This window comes from Lysinibacillus fusiformis, assembly GCF_003049525.1.
GTDB classification, from domain to species: domain Bacteria; phylum Bacillota; class Bacilli; order Bacillales_A; family Planococcaceae; genus Lysinibacillus; species Lysinibacillus fusiformis.
Genome location: NZ_PYWL01000004.1, coordinates 338880 through 361028, shown reverse-complemented (window position 1 = coordinate 361028; position 22149 = coordinate 338880). Strand labels below are relative to the sequence as shown.

General features: G+C 38.1%; 19 protein-coding genes and 1 riboswitch. Of the genes, 15 read left to right on the top strand and 4 right to left on the bottom strand.

The features are described 5' to 3' along the window. Positions 1 to 8 precede the first annotated feature (8 nt). Together C9J29_RS12975 and C9J29_RS12970 are read left to right on the top strand one after the other, a co-directional pair. Positions 9 to 782 (top strand): ABC transporter ATP-binding protein, encoded by a 774-nt coding sequence (locus C9J29_RS12975; protein WP_089986470.1) that lies wholly within the window; start codon positions 9 to 11, stop codon positions 780 to 782. A 2-nt stretch (positions 783 to 784) separates the two neighbouring features. Continuing rightward, positions 785 to 1600 (top strand): ABC transporter ATP-binding protein, encoded by an 816-nt coding sequence (locus C9J29_RS12970; RefSeq protein WP_107922294.1) that lies wholly within the window; start codon positions 785 to 787, stop codon positions 1598 to 1600. 47 nt (positions 1601 to 1647) lie between these two features. Here the strand turns inward: C9J29_RS12970 and C9J29_RS12965 are convergent, their stop codons facing one another. Beyond that, the gene (locus tag C9J29_RS12965) at positions 1648 to 2133 is read right to left on the bottom strand and encodes an NUDIX hydrolase (RefSeq protein ID WP_043990380.1); all 486 of its coding nucleotides are present in this window, start codon (positions 2131 to 2133) and stop codon (positions 1648 to 1650) included. A 231-nt stretch (positions 2134 to 2364) separates the two neighbouring features. After that, a riboswitch (cobalamin riboswitch) is annotated at positions 2365 to 2559 on the top strand. 190 nt (positions 2560 to 2749) lie between these two features. On the opposite strand from C9J29_RS12965, the gene mmgD reads away from it, so the two are divergent. From mmgD to C9J29_RS12935, 6 genes are all read left to right on the top strand, one after another. After that, a complete protein-coding gene (mmgD, locus tag C9J29_RS12960; RefSeq protein WP_089986473.1) occupies positions 2750 to 3871 on the top strand; it encodes a citrate synthase in 1122 nt (373 codons plus the stop codon). A gap of 98 nt (positions 3872 to 3969) precedes the next feature. Next, positions 3970 to 5403, top strand: a complete 1434-nt coding sequence (locus C9J29_RS12955) for a bifunctional 2-methylcitrate dehydratase/aconitate hydratase (RefSeq protein WP_107922293.1) — start codon at positions 3970 to 3972, stop codon at positions 5401 to 5403. 42 nt (positions 5404 to 5445) lie between these two features. Further along, complete coding sequence (gene prpB / locus C9J29_RS12950; protein ID WP_089986474.1) at positions 5446 to 6360, top strand: methylisocitrate lyase; 915 nt, start codon at positions 5446 to 5448, stop codon at positions 6358 to 6360. Positions 6361 to 6405: 45 nt separating this feature from the next. Beyond that, the gene (locus C9J29_RS12945) at positions 6406 to 8064 is read left to right on the top strand and encodes an acyl-CoA dehydrogenase family protein (RefSeq protein ID WP_107922292.1); all 1659 of its coding nucleotides are present in this window, start codon (positions 6406 to 6408) and stop codon (positions 8062 to 8064) included. A 10-nt stretch (positions 8065 to 8074) separates the two neighbouring features. Next, positions 8075 to 8860, top strand: a complete 786-nt coding sequence (locus tag C9J29_RS12940; protein WP_090001395.1) for an enoyl-CoA hydratase-related protein — start codon at positions 8075 to 8077, stop codon at positions 8858 to 8860. A gap of 14 nt (positions 8861 to 8874) precedes the next feature. After that, a complete protein-coding gene (locus tag C9J29_RS12935; protein ID WP_043990381.1) occupies positions 8875 to 9933 on the top strand; it encodes an enoyl-CoA hydratase/isomerase family protein in 1059 nt (352 codons plus the stop codon). Positions 9934 to 10049: 116 nt separating this feature from the next. Here the strand turns inward: C9J29_RS12935 and C9J29_RS12930 are convergent, their stop codons facing one another. Then, on the bottom strand, positions 10050 to 10682 hold the full coding sequence (locus C9J29_RS12930; protein WP_090001399.1) for a YczE/YyaS/YitT family protein: 633 nt from the start codon (positions 10680 to 10682) through the stop codon (positions 10050 to 10052). Between the two features lie 122 nt (positions 10683 to 10804). On the opposite strand from C9J29_RS12930, the gene paiA reads away from it, so the two are divergent. From paiA to C9J29_RS12895, 7 genes are all read left to right on the top strand, one after another. Next, entirely contained in the window at positions 10805 to 11323 is a 519-nt protein-coding gene (gene paiA / locus C9J29_RS12925) for a spermidine/spermine N(1)-acetyltransferase (protein ID WP_008177739.1), read from the top strand. A gap of 473 nt (positions 11324 to 11796) precedes the next feature. Next, on the top strand, positions 11797 to 13620 hold the full coding sequence (locus C9J29_RS12920) for an IucA/IucC family protein (protein WP_107922291.1): 1824 nt from the start codon (positions 11797 to 11799) through the stop codon (positions 13618 to 13620). Continuing rightward, positions 13592 to 15343: an IucA/IucC family protein gene (locus tag C9J29_RS12915; RefSeq protein WP_107922290.1), complete on the top strand. Its 1752-nt coding sequence runs from the start codon at positions 13592 to 13594 to the stop codon at positions 15341 to 15343. The genes C9J29_RS12920 and C9J29_RS12915 overlap by 29 nt, the downstream gene beginning before the upstream one ends. After that, the gene (locus C9J29_RS12910; RefSeq protein ID WP_164908770.1) at positions 15343 to 16575 is read left to right on the top strand and encodes an AMP-binding protein; all 1233 of its coding nucleotides are present in this window, start codon (positions 15343 to 15345) and stop codon (positions 16573 to 16575) included. The genes C9J29_RS12915 and C9J29_RS12910 overlap by 1 nt, the downstream gene beginning before the upstream one ends. Further along, a complete protein-coding gene (gene asbD, locus C9J29_RS12905; protein WP_008177745.1) occupies positions 16572 to 16829 on the top strand; it encodes a petrobactin biosynthesis protein AsbD in 258 nt (85 codons plus the stop codon). The genes C9J29_RS12910 and asbD overlap by 4 nt, the downstream gene beginning before the upstream one ends. Before the next feature lie 13 nt (positions 16830 to 16842). Next, the gene (locus tag C9J29_RS12900) at positions 16843 to 17817 is read left to right on the top strand and encodes a DUF6005 family protein (protein ID WP_107922288.1); all 975 of its coding nucleotides are present in this window, start codon (positions 16843 to 16845) and stop codon (positions 17815 to 17817) included. Beyond that, on the top strand, positions 17814 to 18638 hold the full coding sequence (locus C9J29_RS12895) for a sugar phosphate isomerase/epimerase family protein (RefSeq protein WP_107922287.1): 825 nt from the start codon (positions 17814 to 17816) through the stop codon (positions 18636 to 18638). Before C9J29_RS12900 ends, C9J29_RS12895 begins: the two co-directional genes overlap by 4 nt. A 144-nt stretch (positions 18639 to 18782) precedes the next feature. Here the strand turns inward: C9J29_RS12895 and C9J29_RS12890 are convergent, their stop codons facing one another. Both C9J29_RS12890 and C9J29_RS12885 read right to left on the bottom strand, forming a co-directional pair. Beyond that, the gene (locus C9J29_RS12890) at positions 18783 to 20261 is read right to left on the bottom strand and encodes an Lsa family ABC-F type ribosomal protection protein (RefSeq protein ID WP_107922286.1); all 1479 of its coding nucleotides are present in this window, start codon (positions 20259 to 20261) and stop codon (positions 18783 to 18785) included. Positions 20262 to 20710: 449 nt separating this feature from the next. Continuing rightward, entirely contained in the window at positions 20711 to 21676 is a 966-nt protein-coding gene (locus tag C9J29_RS12885) for an arsenic resistance protein (RefSeq protein ID WP_107922285.1), read from the bottom strand. Between the last annotated feature and the right edge of the window lie 473 nt (positions 21677 to 22149).

The window sequence follows — 22149 nt, the reverse complement described above, 5'->3', positions numbered from 1 at the left end:
GGGTAGTTATGAAGAAAGTTTTAGAAGTGAAAGACTTATCGGTCAAAGTTGGAGAACAGAATATTTTATCCTCCATTCATTTAACAGCCTATCAAGGCCGAGTGTTAGGAATTATTGGGGAAAGCGGTAGTGGGAAAACGATGCTTTGCCAAGCTATCATGCAAGCCTTGCCGACTAGAGCACAGATCACCAAAGGGCAAATTTTCTACCATCAACAAGATTTATTGAAGGTAACTGCTGCTCAAATGAGAGCTTATCGTGGTAGACATCTTTCCATTATTATGCAAAATCCTTCGACTGCCTTTGACCGTGTTCAAACCATTGAAGGTCATTTTCGTGAATCATTAAAGGCTCATTTTGTTATAACTAAAAATGAAATAAGACAAATTGCTATTGAAAGCATGTCAAAAGTTAATTTACCTAATCCCGAGCGCCTTTTACACTATTATCCATTCCAATTAAGTGGGGGAATGCTACAGCGTGTAATGATTGCTTTGTCACTGGCAATTCAAGCCTCGGTATATATAGCTGATGAACCAACGACAGCTCTTGATACAGTCAATCAAAAGCAGGTATTGACCTTATTTGACCGTATTCGCTTGGAAACACAGGCAGCCATCCTTCTTGTGACACATGATTTAGGCGTTATTGCTGAACTTGCTGATGACGTGGCCGTGATGTATAAGGGGGAAATAATTGAACAAGCGAATGTCTATGATTTTTTTGATGCACCTCAGCATCCTTATACAAAAAAACTATTACAATCCCGAATTATGTTTTAGAGGTGAAAAAATTGAAGCTACTAGAAGTGAGATATATTGAGAAGAACTATGCACATAGACCGTTCATATTCAAGCGAAGACAGGATGCCCCTGTATTACAGAAAGTATCATTTTCACTTCAGGAGGGGGAATGCTTAGGGATTGTTGGACAAAGTGGCTCAGGAAAAAGCACATTGGGCCGAATTATATTAGGAATGGAAAGGCCAACAGCCGGTGAGATTCTATTTCAAGGGGTTAATCTTTATGATGCCACTAGCCAACAGAAAAAAATGATACGGAGAGATTTACAAGCAGTCTTTCAAAATAGCTATCATTCATTAAATCCAAAGCAGACCATTTTTCAAATTTTAGAGGAACCGTACCTAAATTTCGAGCATTATAGCTCAGCTGAGAGACATTATAAGGTAAAGGAATTACTTGATCATGTAGAGTTAGACAAATCTATTACCGAAAAGTATCCCTCCCAGCTTAGCGGAGGACAACAACAGCGTGTTAACATTGCAAGAGCGCTTGCCTTACACCCAAAATTAATTGTTTTAGATGAAGCCATTAGTAGTTTAGATATGATTTTGCAAAAACATATCATTCAATTACTACAGACACTACAAAAGGATTTGCAACTTGCATACATTTTCATTTCTCATGACCTACAGGCTACACGCTTTATTTCAGATCGCATCCTTGTCATGCAAAATGGTCAGCTAGTAGAGGAAAGTATGAAAGGTGAACCATTTAAGCATTCCGCATCACTTGAGCTATACAACGCGATTTTACCCACTCACCCTCGCGAAAGAATTCACAAGAATACTTTAGAATGAACTGGAATGTCTTTGCGAAGAAAGTCCTTATTAAAATTCTTACATTGTTATTTGGAAAGCTTCGTAAAGGAGCTTTCGAACCCCCATATTTTACCTTCTAGGTTGTTTAAGAGAGCGACCGTCCTCTGTTCCATATTATTCGGAAGTTCTTCCTTACTGAAATAAGTGAGGCTTAAGCTCTCACCATCTTTCATTTCCAATACACCCCTTACATGTTTAGCTCTATACAGGTGAATGACTGTATGGATTTCATCGCCATTCGGATAACAGTAGTAATAATCAGGTCCTGAAAAAACACCGATAAAATCAAACTCTGTAGCCACGAGTCCAGTTTCCTCATAAAGTTCACGAGCAGCAACCTGCTCTAATGTTTCGTTTATTTCCATTGAGCCGCCAGGTAATCCCCAATCCAACGTATCTGAACGATGTTGAAAGAGTATCTTCTTATCATCATTAACAACAAGAACTGTCGAACCGACGCTTATAATCGGTCTATTACCGATAAGCTTTCTTAATTCTGTTATATAGCCCATCCCGTCACTCCACGTTTCATCGTTATGCAAAATAATTCGCTTTTTTAAAGTAGACTTCATAAATATAGCTTCATTGGGATTGATTAACAATCTTTTTTTGAGCGAAATAATGCTTAAATATGCAGAATAGTTCGTCAAAAATGAAAAATAGCTTTTTATAATCAGTCTTTTCTGAATTTTACCTATATTGATTGTTTGGAAACCTCTATGTTAAGGTAAAAAGACAAATTGAATATGCTAAATTTTGGTGGTTCAAATGGGTTTGATTCCATTTGATTAAAAGGGAAGTTGGTGTGAGTCCAACACTGTCCCGCAACTGTATGTAGGAGTTCCATAACGTGGCCACTGTTTTGTTCATCAAAACGGGAAGGTGTTATAGGAATGTTGATGATAAGTCAGGAGACCTGCCGCTAAATAAGCATCAATTGACCTACGAGGATAGGGAGGTGTTAGCTACTGTATGATGATTGTGAATGGATGTAAGTTCACTGTTTTTTGTTCTGTCATACTTTTGTAGATTAACAACTTCTAAAGGGGTAGAAGTTGTTTTTTTGTTGTTCTTTCGAGTTTGAATGGTAACGCTTACAAGAATGATTAAACAAAGGGGTTGTAATTCATGGAGTTAACGTATTCACCAGGTCTTGATGGAGTTATTGCTGCGGAAACAAAACTGTCTTTCTTAGACGTAGTAGGAAGCCAAATTGTTATACGGGGCTATGATTTGATTGAACTATCTCAGCGATATTCCTATTTAGATATTGTCCATTTATTATTGCACGGAAACCTACCAACTACTGAGCAACAAGCTGACTTACAAGATAAATTGAAAGAAAACTATCACGTTCCACAAGAGCTTTTTCAAATTTTCAACTTATTACCAAATGGGACACATGCTATGGACGGCCTTAGAACTGGAATTTCAGCGTTAGCAGGGTATGATCAGCACATCAATGATCGTTCGACTGAAAAGAATGTAACACGAGCATATCGACTTTTAGGCGGAATGCCCAATATCGTTGCGAATAGCTACCGTGTATTAAATGGTCAAGAGGTAGTAGAACCGGATAGTGAGCTTTCATATAGTGCTAATTTTTATTACATGATTACTGGAAGAAAACCAACACCATTAGAAGAGGAAATTTTTGACCAATCACTTGTTTTATATAGTGAACATGAAATGCCGAATTCGACCTTTGCTGCTCGTGTTATTGCCTCCACACAATCCGATCTGTATGGTGCTCTAACTGGTGCTGTCGCATCATTGAAAGGAAATTTGCATGGTGGGGCGAACGAGGCAGTCATGTATATGCTGCTTGAAGCTAAGACAGTGGAAGGCTTTGAAGCGATGCTGAAAAACAAGCTCAAAAATAAAGAGAAAATAATGGGCTTTGGCCATCGTGTCTATATGAAAAAAATGGACCCAAGAGCGCAGATCATGAAAGAAGCTTTATATAAATTATGCTTGGAGCAAGGGGATGACCGCTTATATCACATGTGTGAAGCTGGTGAAAAAGTGATGGTGGAGGAAAAAGGCTTGTATCCAAATTTAGATTATTATGCTGCGCCAGTGTACTACATGCTGGGCTTACCAATTGAATTATATACGCCTATTTTCTTTGGCTCTCGAACGATTGGTTTATGTGCACATGTGATCGAACAACATGACAATAATCGATTATTTAGACCTCGTGTTCATTATATAGGCGAGCGTCATAACCTTGAAGAATTGTCGGTATAATCAAGTTTTAACAACTCGCCATAGAGCTGATGGACATTCTGACCAATGCCCATCAGCATACTAGTATATCAAATTCATACCTTGAAAGGAAGATATAGATGATTAAAACGAATGAAAAAACGATGACAGACCAGCTTCTTGTTGATATTGCGGATTACGTATTAAACACAAAGATTACGAGCGAAGAAGCTTACGAAACGGCTCGATATGTTTTATTGGATACGTTAGGTTGTGGCATTTTAGCTTTACAATATCCTGAATGTACAAAACTTCTGGGTCCTGTAGTACCAGGTACAGTCGTTCCAAATGGTACTCGTATTCCAGGAACATCCTATGTCCTTGATCCAGTTAAAGGTGCCTTTAATATCGGTTGTATGATCCGTTGGTTGGATTATAACGATACATGGTTGGCGGCAGAATGGGGGCATCCTTCTGATAATCTAGGTGGCATTTTAGCTGTAGCCGATTATTTGAGTCGTGTAGGTGTTGCAGAAGGGCAAGAGCCTCTCCAAATAAAAGACGTTTTAGAAATGATGATACAAGCTCATGAAATACAAGGAATACTTGCACTCGAAAATAGCTTAAATCGTGTTGGCTTAGATCACGTCTTATTTGTCAAAATAGCAACAACAGCTGTAGTAACAAAGGCTTTAGGTGGTACTCATCAAGAAATTGTCAATGCTTTATCAAATGCTTGGATTGATAATTCAAGTTTAAGAACCTATCGACATGCCCCTAATACGGGATCTAGAAAATCATGGGCTGCTGGTGACGCTACAAGCAGGGCGGTACAACTAGCAATGATGGCTGTGAAAGGGGAAATGGGCTATGCAACTGCATTATCTGCACCAGGCTGGGGATTCCAAGATGTGCTCTTTAATAAGCAAGAATTAAAGCTTGCGAGACCACTTGCATCTTATGTTATGGAAAATGTCCTCTTTAAAGTGTCTTACCCTGCAGAATTTCATGCTCAAACGGCTGCAGAATGTGCTGTTCATTTACATCCTGAAGTAAAGAATCGCCTAGCTGAAATTGACCGCATTAACATTACGACGCATGAATCAGCCATACGAATTATCGATAAAGAAGGGCCTCTTCACAATCCTGCTGATCGTGATCACTGCCTTCAATATATTACAGCTATTGGTCTTATTTATGGTGACATTATAGCAGATCACTACGAAGATGAGGTGGCTGTAGACCCACGTATTGATGACTTGCGAAATAAAATGGTTGTCGTGGAAAAAAGCCAATATACAATCGACTATTTAGACCCTGATAAACGATCCATTGCGAATGCTGTTCAAGTTTATTACAAAGATGGTACATCATCCGAGCTAATTGAGTGTGAATATCCTTTAGGACATCGTTTCCGCCGTGAGGAAGCATTTCCTCAGATCATTAATAAATTCCAGCAAAACATTAGTACGCATTATTCTCAAAAACAACTCAATACAATAAATGAGGTTTGTGCAAATAAAGAGCTGCTTGAACAAATTGCTGTCCATGAATTTATTAATCTATTTATTTAATTTAGAAGGATTCCGAACGCAATAAAGAGGAGGTTTTTAAAAATGGCGTGGATTGTTCAAGAAGCGAAGACACAAAAACAATTAGCTGAACAATTTAAAGCTCTTATTGCTCGTTCAGCTATTTTGCAAATACCCGGAGCACATGATGCAATGGCAGGTTTAATGGCTAAAAAAGTTGGCTTTGATGCACTGTATCTTTCGGGTGCCGCGTATACAGCGAGTAGAGGCCTACCAGATTTAGGGATGATTTATTCAAATGAAATAGCTCAGCGTGCTAGTGATATTATTCGGGCTACTAATTTACCTATGCTAGTGGATATTGATACGGGCTTTGGTGGTGTATTAAATGTTGCCCGTACTGCTCGTGAAATGGTAGAGGCAGGGGTCGCTGCCGTACAGCTAGAGGACCAAAATCTTCCTAAAAAATGTGGACATTTAAATGGCAAAACTCTTATTTCAATAGAGGAAATGATACAAAAAATAAAAACGATTAAACAAATAGCCCCTACATTAGTAATTATTGCTCGCACGGATGCAAGGTCTGTTGAAGGCTTAGAGCAGGCTATTCTAAGAGCCAAAGCATATGTTGCTGCTGGGGCAGATGCTATTTTTCCAGAGGCATTACAAACTGACAAGGAGTTTAAACAATTTGCCAATGAGTTAAATGCACCCTTATTAGCCAATATGACTGAATTTGGTCAAACTCCTTATTATACCGCTAAGGAATTTGAAAAAATGGGCTACTCGATGGTCATTTATCCTGTTACGTCTATGAGAGTTGCAGCGAAAGCATACGAGCGTGTATTTGAATTAATAAAAAATACTGGAACACAACAAGAAGCAGTTGAGGATATGCAAACAAGAAGCGAATTATATGAAACGATTTCCTACTATCAATTCGAGGATTTAGATCGTGAATTAGCGAAAACCATTTTACCTAAGGAGGAAATAAAGTAGGGGAGCTGAATGGTTTCTCTCCACTTTCTTTCAAGGAGGACTCATATGGATCAACTAGAAGACAAAATGACGATCTTTACACCAGAGGATTTTCATGATGAAGAGGAGCTCATTGCAAAAACTGCTGAGCTCTTCATTAAACAGGATGTCTCACCGAATATTTCATCTATTGAACAGCAACAGTATGAGATCACTCGTCAACTATTTCAAAAAGCAGGTGATCTTGGCTTACTGGCCATTGAAATTCCCGAGGCTTATGGAGGACTCGAGCTCCATAAAACAATTTCCGGTCTTGTAGCAGAGAAAATGGGTTTTGGGGGCTCTTTCAGCGTTTCCTACAATATCCATGCTGGGGTGGGCACATTACCCTATGTCTATTTTGGCAATGAGGAGCAAAAGCTGAGGTACTTACCAAAGCTTGCATCTGGAGAATGGGTTGGTGCCTATGCACTTACAGAGTCCGATGCAGGTTCTGATGCACTGCGCCCCAAAACGAATGCTAGATTAACAGAAGATGGTACAGCATGGGTAGTAAACGGAGAAAAGCAATGGATTACGAATGCTCAGCTAGCAGACGTCTTCGTTGTTTTTGCCCAGACGCATAATGGCATGACTGCGTTAATTGTCGAACGCTCCTTTAAAGGGGTATCCGTAGGTCAGGAAGAGGAGAAAATGGGCATTAAAGGCTCTTCAACGGCAACGCTCATTTTAGAAGACGTTATAGTGCCAATCGATCATGTTCTTGGAGAGGTTGGCAAAGGGCATATTGTCGCTATGAACATCTTGAATATGGCACGTCTAAAGCTAGCCTTTTCCAATATAGGAACTGCCAAACAGGCATTTCAATTAGCTGTGAATTACGGAAAGGGACGGAGACAATTTGAACGATCTATCGTTGATTTTACAATGATACAGGAAAAACTTGCTGACATGGCCGTATTGATTTATGGAGCAGAAAGTGCTGCATACCGAACGGCTGGAAAAATGGATGAGGCTATTGCATCAGGAAGTAAGGAAACGATGGTCCAGAAAATATCCGATTTTGCACTCGAATGCGCACTCCATAAAGTACATTGTTCCGAAGCACTTGGAAAAATTGCTGATGAAGCTGTCCAAATACATGGTGGATATGGCTATATGCAAGAATATGATGTGGAACGTTTGTATCGGGACGCAAGAATTAGTCGTATTTTCGAAGGTACAAATGAAATCAATCGCCTCACATTGGCTAAAATGCTGTGGAAAAAAAATGTACAAACAACTGCAATTGCAGATGATTTTATTCACTGTCAACCATTAGAAAAAAATCACCATTATATCCTTCTCTCCAAGCATTTGATGCAACTAGCAATTACAGTCATTACGAATGCACAGATTCAACTCGAGCAGGAGCAAGAATTTATGCGTTTGTTGGCGGATATAGCCACGGAAAGCTATGTCATGGAATCAGCTTGGCTGAGGTCGAAAAAAGCTGTACATGAGCAAACAAAACAATTGATGACAGACATATTATGCCAGGAGGGTTACCAAAAAATAGAAGAAAGTGCGATTACTATAATTACGGCTGCTGAAAGCAGTGAGCAAAAACGAGTAAGCTTGCTAAATAATATTCGACAGTTAAATATTCCACTACAGCAAAATCTATTTATGAAAAAAAGGGCACTTGCGAGAACATTCATTGACAACCCAAAAATGATTAGTTAGGAGGAGCAACATGATGGTTACATTGGCAAACGTTACGAAGGAGGGGTCTATTTCTATTATTCATTTAGATCATCCACCTGCAAACACTTTGTCATCAGCCTCTATTGAAAACCTGCGTCGTATTTTCCAAGAGCTAGCGGAGGATGAAGATACAAGTGCCATTATTATTACAGGCACTGGCCGATTTTTTGTCGCTGGGGCTGATATAAAGGAGTTTGTTTCAGCCTTTGGCCAACAGGACAAAGCATTACAAATGGCTCAAGCAGGGCAAGCGCTATGCGATGAAGTAGAAGCCATGAAGAAACCAGTTATTGCGGCCATTAATGGACCTGCCCTTGGAGGAGGACTCGAACTAGCGTTAGGATGTCATTTCCGAATTGCTTCGAATCAAGCCATTCTCGGCTTACCAGAATTAAAGCTTGGGCTACTCCCTACATTCGGGGGGACTCAACGACTTAGCAGAATAACAAATCAAGCAACGGCGCTCCAATTAATTTTAACAAGTAAACAATTGAGTGCAGACGAGGCATTACAGCTCGGTATTATCCAACTCGTAACAGAACCTGAGGAACTTTTGATGACGGCTAAGACTGTTGCGCAGTCTTTTGTTGAGGGTAAAAGTATGACAAGTGTCTCTCGTACAATTGAATGTGTAATTCAAAGCACGAAGGCTAATTTACAACAAGGACTAGAGCTTGAACGAACGCGTTTTGCTGAGCTATTGTTAACAAATGATGCTAAAGAGGGTGTGCAGGCATTTATTGAAAAAAGACAGCCACACTTTAAACATTGTTAAAGGAGGGTTCCAACATGGCAAACGAAGTATTATTTTCGGTCGAAGATGGAGGTGCGGCAATCATTACATTGAATCGCCCTAAAGCTTTAAATTCTCTTTCCACTGACATGCTTAACCCCATTAGAGAAAAATTAAAAGAATGGGAAGCGAATGATGAAATACGTCTTATTCTACTACAAGGGGCAGGGGAGAAGGGATTTTGCGCTGGGGGTGACATCAAAACACTTTATCAAGCACAATCCAGTCAAGATGCATTACAAGGGGCTGAAAACTTTTTCGAAGTAGAATATGAAGTGGATTTGGTGATCTATCATTATCCTAAACCCATTATTGCTTGTCTTGATGGCATTGTCATGGGAGGTGGAGTCGGTTTAACCTATGGAGCAAGCCACCGAATCGTTACAGAGCGTACAAAATGGGCGATGCCGGAAATGAATATTGGCTTTTTTCCAGATGTTGGAGCGGGCTATTTCTTAAACAAAGCGCCAGGTTTTATTGGTTACTACCTAGCATTAACTGCATCCACTATTAAAGCAGCAGACGTCCTTTTTGCTAATGGTGCAGATCATTATATGACGAGTGATAAGTTATTTGATTTCCTTCAAAGTGTAAAACAGACGGACTGGCATTCTAACAATATAAACTCAATCTTAAACCAACTAATAAAGAAATATTCTGGTAAGCCAGCCGCGAACAGTGAACTTGAGAAGCTTCAAACAGTAATAAACCATCATTTTTCAAGAAATACAATAGAGGAAATCATACAATCCCTAGACTATGACCCAAGCGAATTTGCTCGTGACACGAAGCACTTGCTTCTATCGAAATCACCCTCCTCTTTAAAAATTACGTTACAGCAGCTCATTGACGCTCGTGAAAAAACAGTAGAAGAATGCTTTAAGACCGATTTCATTTTGGCAAGGAATTTTTTAAGACATAGGGATTTCTATGAAGGTGTACGCTCCGTCGTCATTGATAAGGATCGAAATCCTCATTATACCTATCAATCATTAGAAGAATTTACCGAAGAGGATAAGAAAAGGTTTTTTCAAGAAAACAGTGTAACATTATAGATTTCGTTTAAAAATCCTGTTAGTAGCAGGATTTTTTTATGGAAGAAATGGGGGACTGCCAGCTACTAGGCAAAAAAACTTTATCAAATGACATCCCCCCATTCAAAACAAGAATACTAGCTTTTGAGCTCTTCATTTTGAGATTGAGTAGAGCGGTGTAGGATGTTATCTAGTATTCTACCAGTAATCGGCATAAAGAGATGGAGGATGAACCCTCCAAAACAAACCGTTATGATTGTGCCAAAGCCAATTGGGCCTTTCACTATTAACGCTAGCACTAAAAACAGGATATAAATAGTCGTTCTTGCAAAAAAGATGCTCCTTTTCGTTAGCTCTTTAATTATTAATGTTAATCGGTCAACAGGAATCGGTGCAAAATTCGTATGTAAATAGGTGGCAGTCCCTAACCCAATCACAACTAAACCAACACCAAAACAAACAACTTGATTATACCAAGCTACAGGTGTTAACTGATTGTGTAACAAAAATAACCACAAATCAATCCCAATTCCCGTAATAAAAGCAGTAATAAAGCCCAAAAATTCGGGCCTTTGTTTAGTTAGTATGGAATTACAGCCTATTAAAATAATGGCCAATATAATTTCCCAGCTACCAACTGTCAGCCCTATATTTTTAGATAGTCCTACTAAAAGAGCATCGAAGGGGGAAGTACCTAGATTGGATCGAATAGTTAAAGAAATGCCCAGCGTTAAGATGAAAATGCCTATGACATAAAAAACATATTTCACTTTTACAACCTCCATTCATATTTTTATTGCATATACAACAAAAATAAGTTACATTCAATATATACTCTTTTTGTTGCATTTGCAATATAAAATCTATAAAGAGTTTTAAAGGAGTGTAATCAATGTCAATCAAATTAGCAAAATGTAGCTTAGGTGATTTAAAAAAACTCCAAGAGGTGAGTATTGAAACATTTAATGATACCTTTAAAGATCAGAATTCACCTGAAAATATGACTGCTTACTTGGAAAAAGCATTTACAGAGTATCGGCTGGAAAAGGAATTATGTAATGAAGCTTCAGAATTCTATTTTATTTATGACAATGATGTCATTGCAGGTTACTTAAAGGTGAATGTCAATGATGCCCAATCTGAACAAATGGGGAACGAGTCCCTTGAAATTGAGCGTATTTATATTCGACAGTCATTTCAAGGAAGAGGTCTTGGCAAATATCTTATGAACAAGGCTATCGAATTAGCTGAAGCCCAAAATAAAAGTAGCATCTGGTTAGGGGTTTGGGATAAAAATGACAATGCTATAGCCTTTTATAAAAAAATAGGCTTTGTTCAAACTGGAGCGCACAGCTTTTACATGGGCGAGGAAGAACAAGTAGATTTAATTATGACAAAAACACTCATTTAAATTTTAAATGGCAGAAACGTTGATATCGCAACATTTCTGCCATTTTTCTATACATACTTAATATTTTTCTGCATGAACATCTAGATGCCATAGCTCGTAAAAATAAAAACATTCAAGCCATAAGAACCATTTCGAAATGGAGCTCTCCCTTCTATTTCTTTGTAATATTTCATCTTTATAACCCATTAAATATTAATAATCTTTCATAACTGATACAAATAACGACGTATTTTTCTATACTTTTACCTATTTCGATGGTTTATATTGCCATATAGGTCTTTAGACAGTTGAGTCATTTCCAAATTACCTATAATATGTAATTAATATTGAAAACGATAATCATTATCAATTGTAATCAATGTTCTAATTTACTTCTCAGTCTTTCTAATAAGGGAGACTCATTTTTTTAACAACGAGTGATAATGATTATCAATTAATAGTAAAAAGGCTCTGTGAAAGGATTGGTTTATTTCATGCAACAGATTGCTAAACAGATTGCAGAAAATGCAACGTTTCAGGCGTTTATAAATTGTTATATACGAGAGGTGAGAAGCGGGCATTGGGTCAAAAAGGAGGAGTGGATTAAAGAACAACGACTATCAGCACTGATTACAGAGGCACATATATTAGAGCTTGAATTACCAAAACAAAACATACGTTTTGCATTTGGGGTGGAATATAAATCTCTTGTCGGAAGACAGGTAATTGGTACGCCGTGGAAGTATTGTACAAAACAAAAACAATGGCTTGTCGAGGATAAATTATCGATACTTATTACGCTCATTCAGGAACTACATTTGATGGCTAAGAGGGATAGCAGTCTTAATCTTTCTTCCCATTTTGACGAACTCATTCTTCGCATAATTGAGAGCTACCAAACGATGGCCAATTATATTGAAAATAGTTTGGAAGGTGACAAGCAACCTGGGGCTAGCGGTACGTTTATTGAAGCGGAGCAGTCTCTCTTACTTGGTCATTGGCTTCATCCAACACCAAAAAGTAGACAAGGGATGGCAGATTGGCAACAAACCAGTTTTGCTCCAGAGTTACAAGGTTCTTTCCAACTTCACTATTTTCGTGTCGACCGTAAAATGGTACAAGAGTCCTCCGTATTAGAAAAAAGTGCGAGTGATCACATTGTTCAATCGTTAACAACATCACAGCCTAATTTTGTTACGTCCGTGAAGGATTGTTTCATTCCGGTCCACCCCCTACAAGCACAATGGCTTCTACAGCAACAATATGTAAAAAAGGCGATTGCTGAAGGATTCATAAAATACGAGGGTGCGCTAGGAGCTTTTTATACAGCAACCTCTTCAATCAGAACGGTTTATAACTCACAGGAAGAAATGATGTATAAGTTTTCAATTCCTGTCAAAATAACAAATTCATTGAGAGTCAATAGAACTCATGAACTTAAAGCTGGGATTGCTATGGCTCGATTAATGAAAAAAATAGATTTTTTACAAAATCATCCATCCTTTCAGATGATTCATGACCCTGCTTATATGACTGTAGAGTTTCCTAACCAGACGGAATCAGGGTTTGAGGTTATTTTTCGCTCAAACGTATTTCCTAAAGGCCAAGATGAAGGAATCTGCATGATCGCTACGCTTGTGCAAGAGCCCCTGCTAGAAGAAAAATCAAAGCTATGTCAGCTCATCATGAAAATTGCTCAATCCGAACTCCGGTCATTAGAGAGTGTCAGTTTAGATTGGTTTAAAGTTTATTGGACATGTGCGATTGAACCATTATTAAAATTATACGATGAGCATGGGATCGCTCTCGAAGCCCATCAGCAAAACAGTCTATTAAACATCTCTTCTGGTTATCCAACCACATATTATTATCGCGATAACCAAGGTTATTACTTATCAAAAGCCTATAAAGATGTACTTCTTGCAATAGAGCCATCTTTACATGAAACGGAAGAACTGTTTTACGAAGATGCCCTTATACAAGATAGATTTACGTATTATTTATTTATGAATCAACTGTTTCCTGTTATTTCTCGATTTGGAGCGGATCAACTTATTAACGAAAATGTTCTTTTGAAGTGGTCTATAGAACAACTGCACTTATTAGAAAACGAATTGACAGGTTTCGGGAAGGCATTTGTTCGGAACATTTTAAATCAAGAAGAGCTTGCCTTCAAAGCAAACCTTTTAACAAGGTTCCATGATGTAGATGAACTTGAAGCCGAACTAGAACAAGCCGTATATACGAAAATTCCAAACCCATTTGTTCGACAGTATGAGGAGGCAGACTATGCAGCAGCTACAGCCTTTAGCTTCTAAAAGAGGAGAGCTACGTGTAAGGCGGCAGCTTGTAGAAGCGATGATCTTTGAGGGACTAATCAACTATGAAGAAACACGTCTGGATCAATGGACTTCAATTTTTACTCTTATTGGACAGACATACACCTTTCGCTGTGAAGGAAGAAGAATGGCATTTGATCGCATCCGAATAAAGGGAGATCATATTTTTCTAATAAGCAAGGATGAGACGATACAGGAGGCAACATTTGAGGAACTAGTCGATGAATTACTGACGAGTCGTCAAGATAAAGTTCGGTTACTGAAAGAACTTCATTTAACGAGTAATCTTTGCGATTGGAATGATAGACATCTCCAAATGCCGATGTCGAGAAGAAATTCGAGCTATGAGGAATTAGAATCGGAAATTATTGAAGGACATCCGTATCATCCTTGTTTTAAATCTAGAACCGGTTTTACGATTGACGACCATATAGACTATGGCCCTGAAGGAAAGCAATCATTCACCCTTCAATGGGTGGCAGTGAGAAGAAGCTATGTACGAATCGCTGTTCTTCAGAAAGAAGAAGATTTCTGGAAAAGAGAGCTAGGGCATTTACTGTGGGACGACCTTCTTAGCAAGCTTGCGAGATTCAATGGCATATTCGAAGACTATACGTTCTTACCTGTTCATCCATGGCAATGGCGTACCATGAAACAGGAGCTTGCTGAATTAATAGAACAAAAGGATTTCATACCTCTAAATGTGAAAGGCGATTACTATAGGGCAACTCAATCAGTGCGAACATTATGGAATTCTTCACATCCACAAAAGGCACAATTAAAATGCTCAATGAATATGGTGAATACCTCTTCATTACGAAAGTTACATGCTCATGCTGTTTGTGCTGCTCCTCATATTTCTGCATGGCTTAAACAGGTACTTCAATCAGATGCCTATTTACAAAAGACTGTTATTGTACTGGAAGAATACGCAGGCATTATTTTTGAACCGCATGCCACAAAGCATAGTAGCAAATTAGAAGGTCAGCTTGGCACCATATGGCGAGAAAGTGTGCGCGTGTATATGAAGGAGGAGGAGGAAGCAGTACCCTTTACGGTACTCATGATGATGGAGTTAGATGGGCGTTCGTTTATTGATGATTGGCTATGCCGATATGGAACGGAGGCGTGGATAAAACGCTTGATTGAAGTGAGTGTTATTCCAATTTGGCACCTACTTGTCGCTCATGGAATTGCAGTGGAGGCCCATGCGCAAAATATGATTTTATTGCATGAAAATGGGTGGCCGACTCGGGTTGTACTGAGAGATTTCCATGACAGTATCGAATATACGGAAGAATTCATAGCAGATAGAAACCTCATTCCCGATTTTGGAATGATACATGACCGATTTAAAGATGCACCTGCCGATGATTATTATTGGATGTCTTCTATAGAGGCTTTACGTGAGTTAGCGATGGATACACTATTCGTGTTTCATTTAAGTGAGCTATCTAATTTGCTAGAAGAGCAATATGGATATGAAGAAATACGCTTTTGGAATCAAATTAAGGACGGCATACAGAAGCACTTTGAACGCTTTCCATCTTTCCATATAAGAAATGAACAGCTTCAGCATACTAGCACACCTATTTATGTTGAATCCTTACTAAAAAAGAAATTGCAAAATAAAGAAGAAGGCAATTTTCGCCATATCGTCAACAATGCGTTGGCACAAGCGAATGAAAAGGGGAAATCATGATGTTTTATGTCAATGATCAATTTTATACAGTAGAAGATATTGAAAAACAGTTTGATATATATGAACGCTTACCACATCTAAAGGAATGTAACAATCGGAGATTAGCAATTTGTACAGATGATATTTTCCAATATATAGCTCTTTGTTTATACATTCGTGAAAAAAGAGGGTCAGTTGTCCCAATCCATTCAGCGACGCCAAAAGAGGGTGCCATAAGAATCGCTTCGACAGCGGGTAGTCATCTGTTATTGTTCCAATCCATTGATGATTTCATCGAATTATCCAATCTTTCCAATAACCAAGAAGGGGTATTAGTTCAAATGAGCTCTGGTACAACAGGAGCTCCGAAATGCATTGAACGAACGTGGAGCTCAGTGGACGAGGAGATTGAAAGCTATGTTACTACATTACCTGTTGATTCCTTGACAAATTCTATTGTTGCTTGCCCGGTTACTCACTCTTATGGATTTATTTGTGGTGTCCTAGCTTGTATAAGAAGAGGAGCAAAACCGGTTATTATAACGAATAATAATCCTAAATATATGTTGAAAAAGCTAAAAGAATATCCTCAGCACTTACTCTATGGAGCCCCAGCATTACTTTATACATTAAGTCGATTATTACCGATTGATCAACAATTTGATCGTGTGATGACGTCAGGGACTGTGATGCCACATGGCTGGTTAACATCATTAAGAGAGAAATCTAACCAAGTCCTTCAGCAGTATGGATGCTCCGAATCCGGCTGTGTTGCCATTCACCCTAATGTGGAAGATCCGAAAGAAATGGGGTATCCTCTTCCTCATGTGAAGGTGACAGCTGGTGACAAACAAACACCAAGCGAGATTATCATTGAAACATCTGCACAAACGATTTATACGAAAGATCTTGGCTATCTAGAAAATAATATTCTTTCTTTTCTTGCAAGAATCGATGACACGATTAATGTAGCTGGCTTGAATGTGTATCCGCAAGAAGTGGAAAACGTGTTAATTGATGAGCCAAGAATAGTAGAAGCAGTCGTATATAAGAAACAAGACCATTTATCAGGAGAGCGAGTTTGCGCACTCTATGTGTCTGATGAACCGATTGATCATATAGAACTTAGAGAGTGGTGTCGGAAATTTCTTGCTCCACATCAAATTCCGGTGGAGTTCGTGTTTGTTCGTGAAATCGAAAAGCTACCTAATGGAAAAATAAGTAGAAAAAAACTTGGAGGCATACCCGTATGACACGGCAACAACTGATCAAAAGCATCTATGATATTATGGAAAATTCATTAGAGTTGCAGACATTGTCTTCTTTTAATGAAGATGCCCGATTAAATGAGGATTTGTATATGGATTCCATTATGGTCCTTCAACTCATTCTTCATATAGAGTTGGACCTTGGCATTGCCATTCCTGATGAGGTGCTTGTTCCTAAAGATTTCAAAACAGTAGGGACACTAGCAAACTTCTTAGAAAAACAGCAAAAGGTAGAATAATCGGAGGCTAAAAATGATAAAAGTTCATTGTTTTGTAAGCTGTGTTTGTGAGGTTATTAAGAAGACTAAAGGCGTCGATCATAGGCCTTATTATTTTGGGGTATGGGATGCGGATTTCGATGTGCTTGATAATGGTGTGCTTACATACCACTCTGATGAAATTGATCATGATTTCTTTCAAACATGGTATGAAATGCTTTATGGAATCAAGCTTCACAAATGGTATGACGAAAATCAAACAAAACACGAAAATATAAATAAGCTACTAGCGTTATTAGAGCATAAATCTCCCCAGCAACATGTAATGGTGATGTTAGATTTATCAAAGCTTCCAGAGCGAGAGAATAAATTTCATCAAAGTCCATTTCCTCATTATGTGATGCTAGAATCGACAGAAAATGAAGAAGAGTGGTTTATGTATGACCCTGATTTTCGCTGGGAGGGGTTATTACCGAAGGAAAGAATTATAGCTGCCATCCTAGAGCCAACTGTAGGAGGAGGTTATTATTTTGATTCCGAGACGATCATTGCTCCAACTTCTGATACAGTTGAAGCCTATTTTAATACATGTATCAAGCTCCAGCGTAATCCATTGACAGATGCCATTGCTGAAATAATTAATGAGCATACTGCAGAAAATGACAAAGAAAGTATCTCGAAACTGCCGGCTGCCATAAAACAATTGCCAGTTATAGCGATAAGAAAATATGCATATGAGCATGCATTTGCATATTTTTGGGAAGCACTTGGCCGTGCTGAGGAAGGCTTTGACATATGGTGTGATGAAATTGAGCGTTTAGTGAAGGGCTATACAACGGTTCAATATCGAGTGATGAAACTTGCGATGACGCATGATCCATCATTAATAGAAGATATTTATGTGAAGCTAGAAGAACAAAATCTACTTGAGTTCAAGATTAAGCAAGGATTACAAGAATGCTTTCAAGCATGGTTAACACTACAGTACAAGAAAGAGGTCACGTTATGAAACTATCTATTTGTACAATCTCGTTTCGACACCATCTTCATTCAATAGATCAATTAGCTCACTTTGCCAAAGCACAAGGCTTTCATGGTATTGAGCTTTGGGGTGTTCATGCAAAGAACTTAGCAGATGATCTTCATTATGGAGCAGATTGGCTAAGATCCTTCGGTTTGGAAACGAGTATGCTTAGTGATTATTTACCATTAGAGGCACCGGTTGCTGAAATGATGGCTGAAACAGAGAGGTTATCTGCACTTGCAGAGCGCTGGGGAACAAACAAGATTCGTACTTTTGTCGGCAAGCAGGGCAGCTTAGAAACGAGTAAGAAGGAAAGAGAAGAACTTACTTTCAGACTTGAATTGATCTGTGATTATCTCGAGTCAAAAGGACAATACTTGCTTGTTGAAACTCATCCGAATACGTTGACAGATAATCTACCCTCAACCATACAGTTACTCGAAGAAACGAACCACTCAAGCTTACGAGTTAACTTTGACGTTTTACATGTATGGGAATCAGGGGTGGACCCAATTGTCGCCATGAAGCAACTTCGTCCTTATATTTCACATTTTCACTTTAAAAATATTGCCTCTCGGACACACCTGGATGTTTTTGCTCCACACAATGTCTATGCTGCATCAGGGACTCGAGAAGGGATGGTTCCATTATTTGAAGGGGCCATTGATTACGGTGAATTCCTAGCAGAAATAGATTCAAATAGGGAGATAGATGCCTCACTAGAATGGTTTGGATCAAATGTGAAGAGTGTTTTAACAAAGGATATACAGGATATAAAGAAGGCTTTACAGCTAGTGCAAATTTAGTATAAGGCTATAGAGAATCCCAAGAAAAAACATTTGTCGTCTTTTCCTTGGGATTTCTTTTTTATATTGGCTTAATTATTCTAAGCGATACGTCAGGAGAGCTATTGATTACAAACGATCAGTTTTCAAAGCTTTCATATTTCGCTACATAGAAATAATTTTGGTCGCCACCGTTTGCTGAAATACCTGGTCATGCTCTACAAACACCATTGTAGGATTAAAGCTCTGGATGAGCTCTTCAATTTGTAGACGGGAATAGATATCTATAAAGTTTAATGGTTCATCCCAAATATATAAATGAGCTTTCTCACATAAACTTTTGGCAATAAGTAGTTTTTTCTTTTGCCCACCTGAATAATGAGCAATATCCTTCTCAAATTGAATTCGATCAAAATCCATTTTACGAAGGATGGATTTAAATAATGTTTCATCAATCTCATGCTCTTCAATAAAATCAGATAATGATCCCTTCAAGTGGGAAGTATCCTGCTGAACATAAGATATAATAAGACCTGAGCCTACATGGATAGTACCCGTATGCTGTATGTCGTTTCCATGAATAAGTTTTAAAACACTACTTTTACCGCTTCCGTTTTTTCCATCAAGAACAATACGATCACCCTGTTCAACTTTAAAGCTTAATGGTTGATTAATCATGTGGTCATCATATCGAACAGATACATCGGTCAAAGTTATAAGTTCCTTTGACTGAAATGCCAATGGCTCTAGTTTCAAAGACTCCGTTTTTTCTACATTTTTTAGCAATTTTGATTTTTCATCAATCGCTTTTTGCTGTCTTGATTCAATGTGCTTCGCTCTCTTCATCATCTTAGCTGCCTTATGTCCGACAAAACCTTTATCTAGCTTAGACCCTGAATTCGTCGTCCCATTTTTAGAAGCCTCAACTTGATTGGACCAGCCTGCCGAACGCTTCGAGGAATGTTTTAATCTTTCAATGTCCTTTTGTAGACGATGGTTTGTTGCTTCCTCATGTTCCTGCTGTCTATCAAAATTTAACTTCCATGAAGAATAGTTACCACTTTGAACGTCAATATTGGCTCGATTGATGGAAAGGATATGGTCCACACAGCCATCTAAAAACGTTCTGTCATGCGAAATCAAAATAAATCCTTTTTTCTTCTTTAAATAGTTAGCGACAATTTTTCGTGCATCTGTATCTAGATGGTTAGTCGGTTCATCAATTAATAGAAATTTTCCCTCCGTCAAGAAAAGGGAAGCAAGCAAAACCTTCGTTTGTTCTCCGTTCGATAATGTATAAAAGGGGCGATACATAACCTCAGCATCTACATGTAGATACGATATTTCACGAAGATACTCCCAATCCTCTGCCTGCGGGCAAATCTCCTCAAAAATTTCATACGTATATTTGTTCCGATCTGCAATAGGGTAGGGGAAATAAGTAAAATCTACTGAAGCATTAATTTTCCCACTATACTCATATTTCCCTAATAATAACTGAAAGAATGTTGACTTCCCGCGACCATTTCGACCGATAAATCCTAGTTTCCAATCCGTATCTAATTGAAAGTTAACACCTTCAAAAATAGGATCAAAGCTACCTGGATAGGAAAATGTTAAATTTTGAACTTGTATCATTGACATGATAACTCCTCCTTTGTATAGCAAACCTTTTTTCTTTCTTTTATACAAAGTCGGCATATCCATCTGGAATCCATGTCTCCGCATAAGTAGGATGGATATTAACGACTTATACGGAGATTTACATGTGTAACAATTGTGTCTAAATCGCTCATTTTCCACACTCCTTTTTTAGAATTTTGATGTAACTATGAGAGAATAAAAAAATCCCCCCAATTGTCATTGGAAGGATTAGTCGGTTACAGGTATTGATTAAGGACTTTTTTGCCATAGGAAAATGACGAAAAAAGTATAAACTGATTGATAAAAATGGACAGACTAATCCTATATTTTGTAGTTTGAAGTAATTGATTTCAACTTAAAATATAGTTTAGTTCATCATTGTTCATCCATCAGTCCTCTCATAATTGTATATTCATCGTACCAAATTTTTTCTTGAATTACAAATCAGCCTATTGTTCGTGTAAAAATAGATGGGGCACAACACGAATATAAATGATTTCTCCTATAATTTCGACAATCGTTTGTGTAACGATAATAGCAACCACTACTGTATGTATTGGATCTGGCAAAGATAGGGCCAAGGGTAGAACAACAAGCGAATTACGTGTTGAACCACTAAATATTAAAGCTCGACCAGATGCAGGATCAAGTTTGAATTGTTTGCCAATAAGTTTTGAAATAAATGGCATGATAAGCATAAAGGCCATGTAAACGGGAATGACCTTAACTATCAAATCAATGGATGTCGATAATTTTCCGATTTGTGAAGCGACAACAACAAACAATGTCAATGCCATAAAGGGAACTGGTAGCCATGCAGAAAATTGAATGATTGTATGACCGACTATAGATTTTTTAGCAAGTAGCTGAACAATAATCGCGATGACCAATGGGATGACGATGAGCTTAAAAAATGCCTCTAGGAAAGGGCCCGCTTCAACTATTTCCGCTGCTTCATGTCCAATAAATATCCACAAATAGAAAGGTAGTAATAGCATTTGGGTCATGAAAAGAATAGGTGTTGAAATCAGCATGGCTTTTTCATTTCCACCACCGAGTGCTGTAAAAACAATGACATAATCAATACAAGGTGTCAGTAATACCAAATAGACGCCAAGTAATAAAGGTGGGTGGTTTGGTAAAAACAAAGTTAATAGCCATACAACAATTGGTACCGCTATATAGTTGACCGTTAGCAATGCCCCCAAAAAACGACGAATAGCAAAAGCTTCTTTTAAAGAGCTGAAAGGAATTTGTGAAAACATGCTGTACATTAATAATGCAATAACAAAAGAAAGGGTAATGTCCAAGCGTGTGCCTATATCAGGGGCAAATAACCCTATAGCTCCTGCCAGTAATAAAACGAATACATACAGGGAAATCTGATTTTTTTCTAATGCTTCTCTTGAAATCATTGTGATTTTACTCCTATTTATTAAACCTAGCCCATAAACATTCCTCTATTAGGGTACCATACAATATGAGATTGGAACTATATAGTTCTTGTTATTTTACTTAGTGAAAATTACCATAAGACGGGTAGCCAAAAGGTGGATACACTCCAAACCATACTGAGAGAAAAACATTGTTCCTATAGATTTGCGTGCAAAATCTCCAAATTGTGTTCCTCTGAATGCACCATCCTTTCGCATATTGAAAAATTTATAGACTCCTTAAAACCACCTACTACAAGTGGATACCATTCAACTAATGAGTTATGTTTAGGAGGTGAAGTTGTTTCAGTATATAAAATTAAAATCATCGGCAGGGGGGATTGGTTCCCCTTATTGTCTTACATACTTCAAGTTGGTTATCTTCAAAAAACGCCATATATCTAAAACTTAATTATATTAAACTTTTAATTAACATTTTTAATTTTTAAGTACAA

Coding starts and splice junctions, on each gene's coding strand:
- C9J29_RS12915 (WP_107922290.1), top strand. CDS start 13,592: ATGCAGCAGCTACAGCCTTTAGCTTCTAAAAGAGGAGAGCTACGTGTA.
- C9J29_RS12895 (WP_107922287.1), top strand. CDS start 17,814: ATGAAACTATCTATTTGTACAATCTCGTTTCGACACCATCTTCATTCA.
- C9J29_RS12920 (WP_107922291.1), top strand. CDS start 11,797: ATGCAACAGATTGCTAAACAGATTGCAGAAAATGCAACGTTTCAGGCG.
- C9J29_RS12955 (WP_107922293.1), top strand. CDS start 3,970: ATGATTAAAACGAATGAAAAAACGATGACAGACCAGCTTCTTGTTGAT.
- C9J29_RS12965 (WP_043990380.1), bottom strand. CDS start 2,133: ATGGGCTATATAACAGAATTAAGAAAGCTTATCGGTAATAGACCGATT.
- C9J29_RS12900 (WP_107922288.1), top strand. CDS start 16,843: ATGATAAAAGTTCATTGTTTTGTAAGCTGTGTTTGTGAGGTTATTAAG.
- C9J29_RS12945 (WP_107922292.1), top strand. CDS start 6,406: ATGGATCAACTAGAAGACAAAATGACGATCTTTACACCAGAGGATTTT.
- C9J29_RS12940 (WP_090001395.1), top strand. CDS start 8,075: ATGATGGTTACATTGGCAAACGTTACGAAGGAGGGGTCTATTTCTATT.
- C9J29_RS12910 (WP_164908770.1), top strand. CDS start 15,343: ATGTTTTATGTCAATGATCAATTTTATACAGTAGAAGATATTGAAAAA.
- C9J29_RS12890 (WP_107922286.1), bottom strand. CDS start 20,261: ATGTCAATGATACAAGTTCAAAATTTAACATTTTCCTATCCAGGTAGC.
- C9J29_RS12885 (WP_107922285.1), bottom strand. CDS start 21,676: ATGATTTCAAGAGAAGCATTAGAAAAAAATCAGATTTCCCTGTATGTA.
- asbD (WP_008177745.1), top strand. CDS start 16,572: ATGACACGGCAACAACTGATCAAAAGCATCTATGATATTATGGAAAAT.
- prpB (WP_089986474.1), top strand. CDS start 5,446: ATGGCGTGGATTGTTCAAGAAGCGAAGACACAAAAACAATTAGCTGAA.
- C9J29_RS12975 (WP_089986470.1), top strand. CDS start 9: ATGAAGAAAGTTTTAGAAGTGAAAGACTTATCGGTCAAAGTTGGAGAA.
- paiA (WP_008177739.1), top strand. CDS start 10,805: ATGTCAATCAAATTAGCAAAATGTAGCTTAGGTGATTTAAAAAAACTC.
- mmgD (WP_089986473.1), top strand. CDS start 2,750: ATGGAGTTAACGTATTCACCAGGTCTTGATGGAGTTATTGCTGCGGAA.
- C9J29_RS12935 (WP_043990381.1), top strand. CDS start 8,875: ATGGCAAACGAAGTATTATTTTCGGTCGAAGATGGAGGTGCGGCAATC.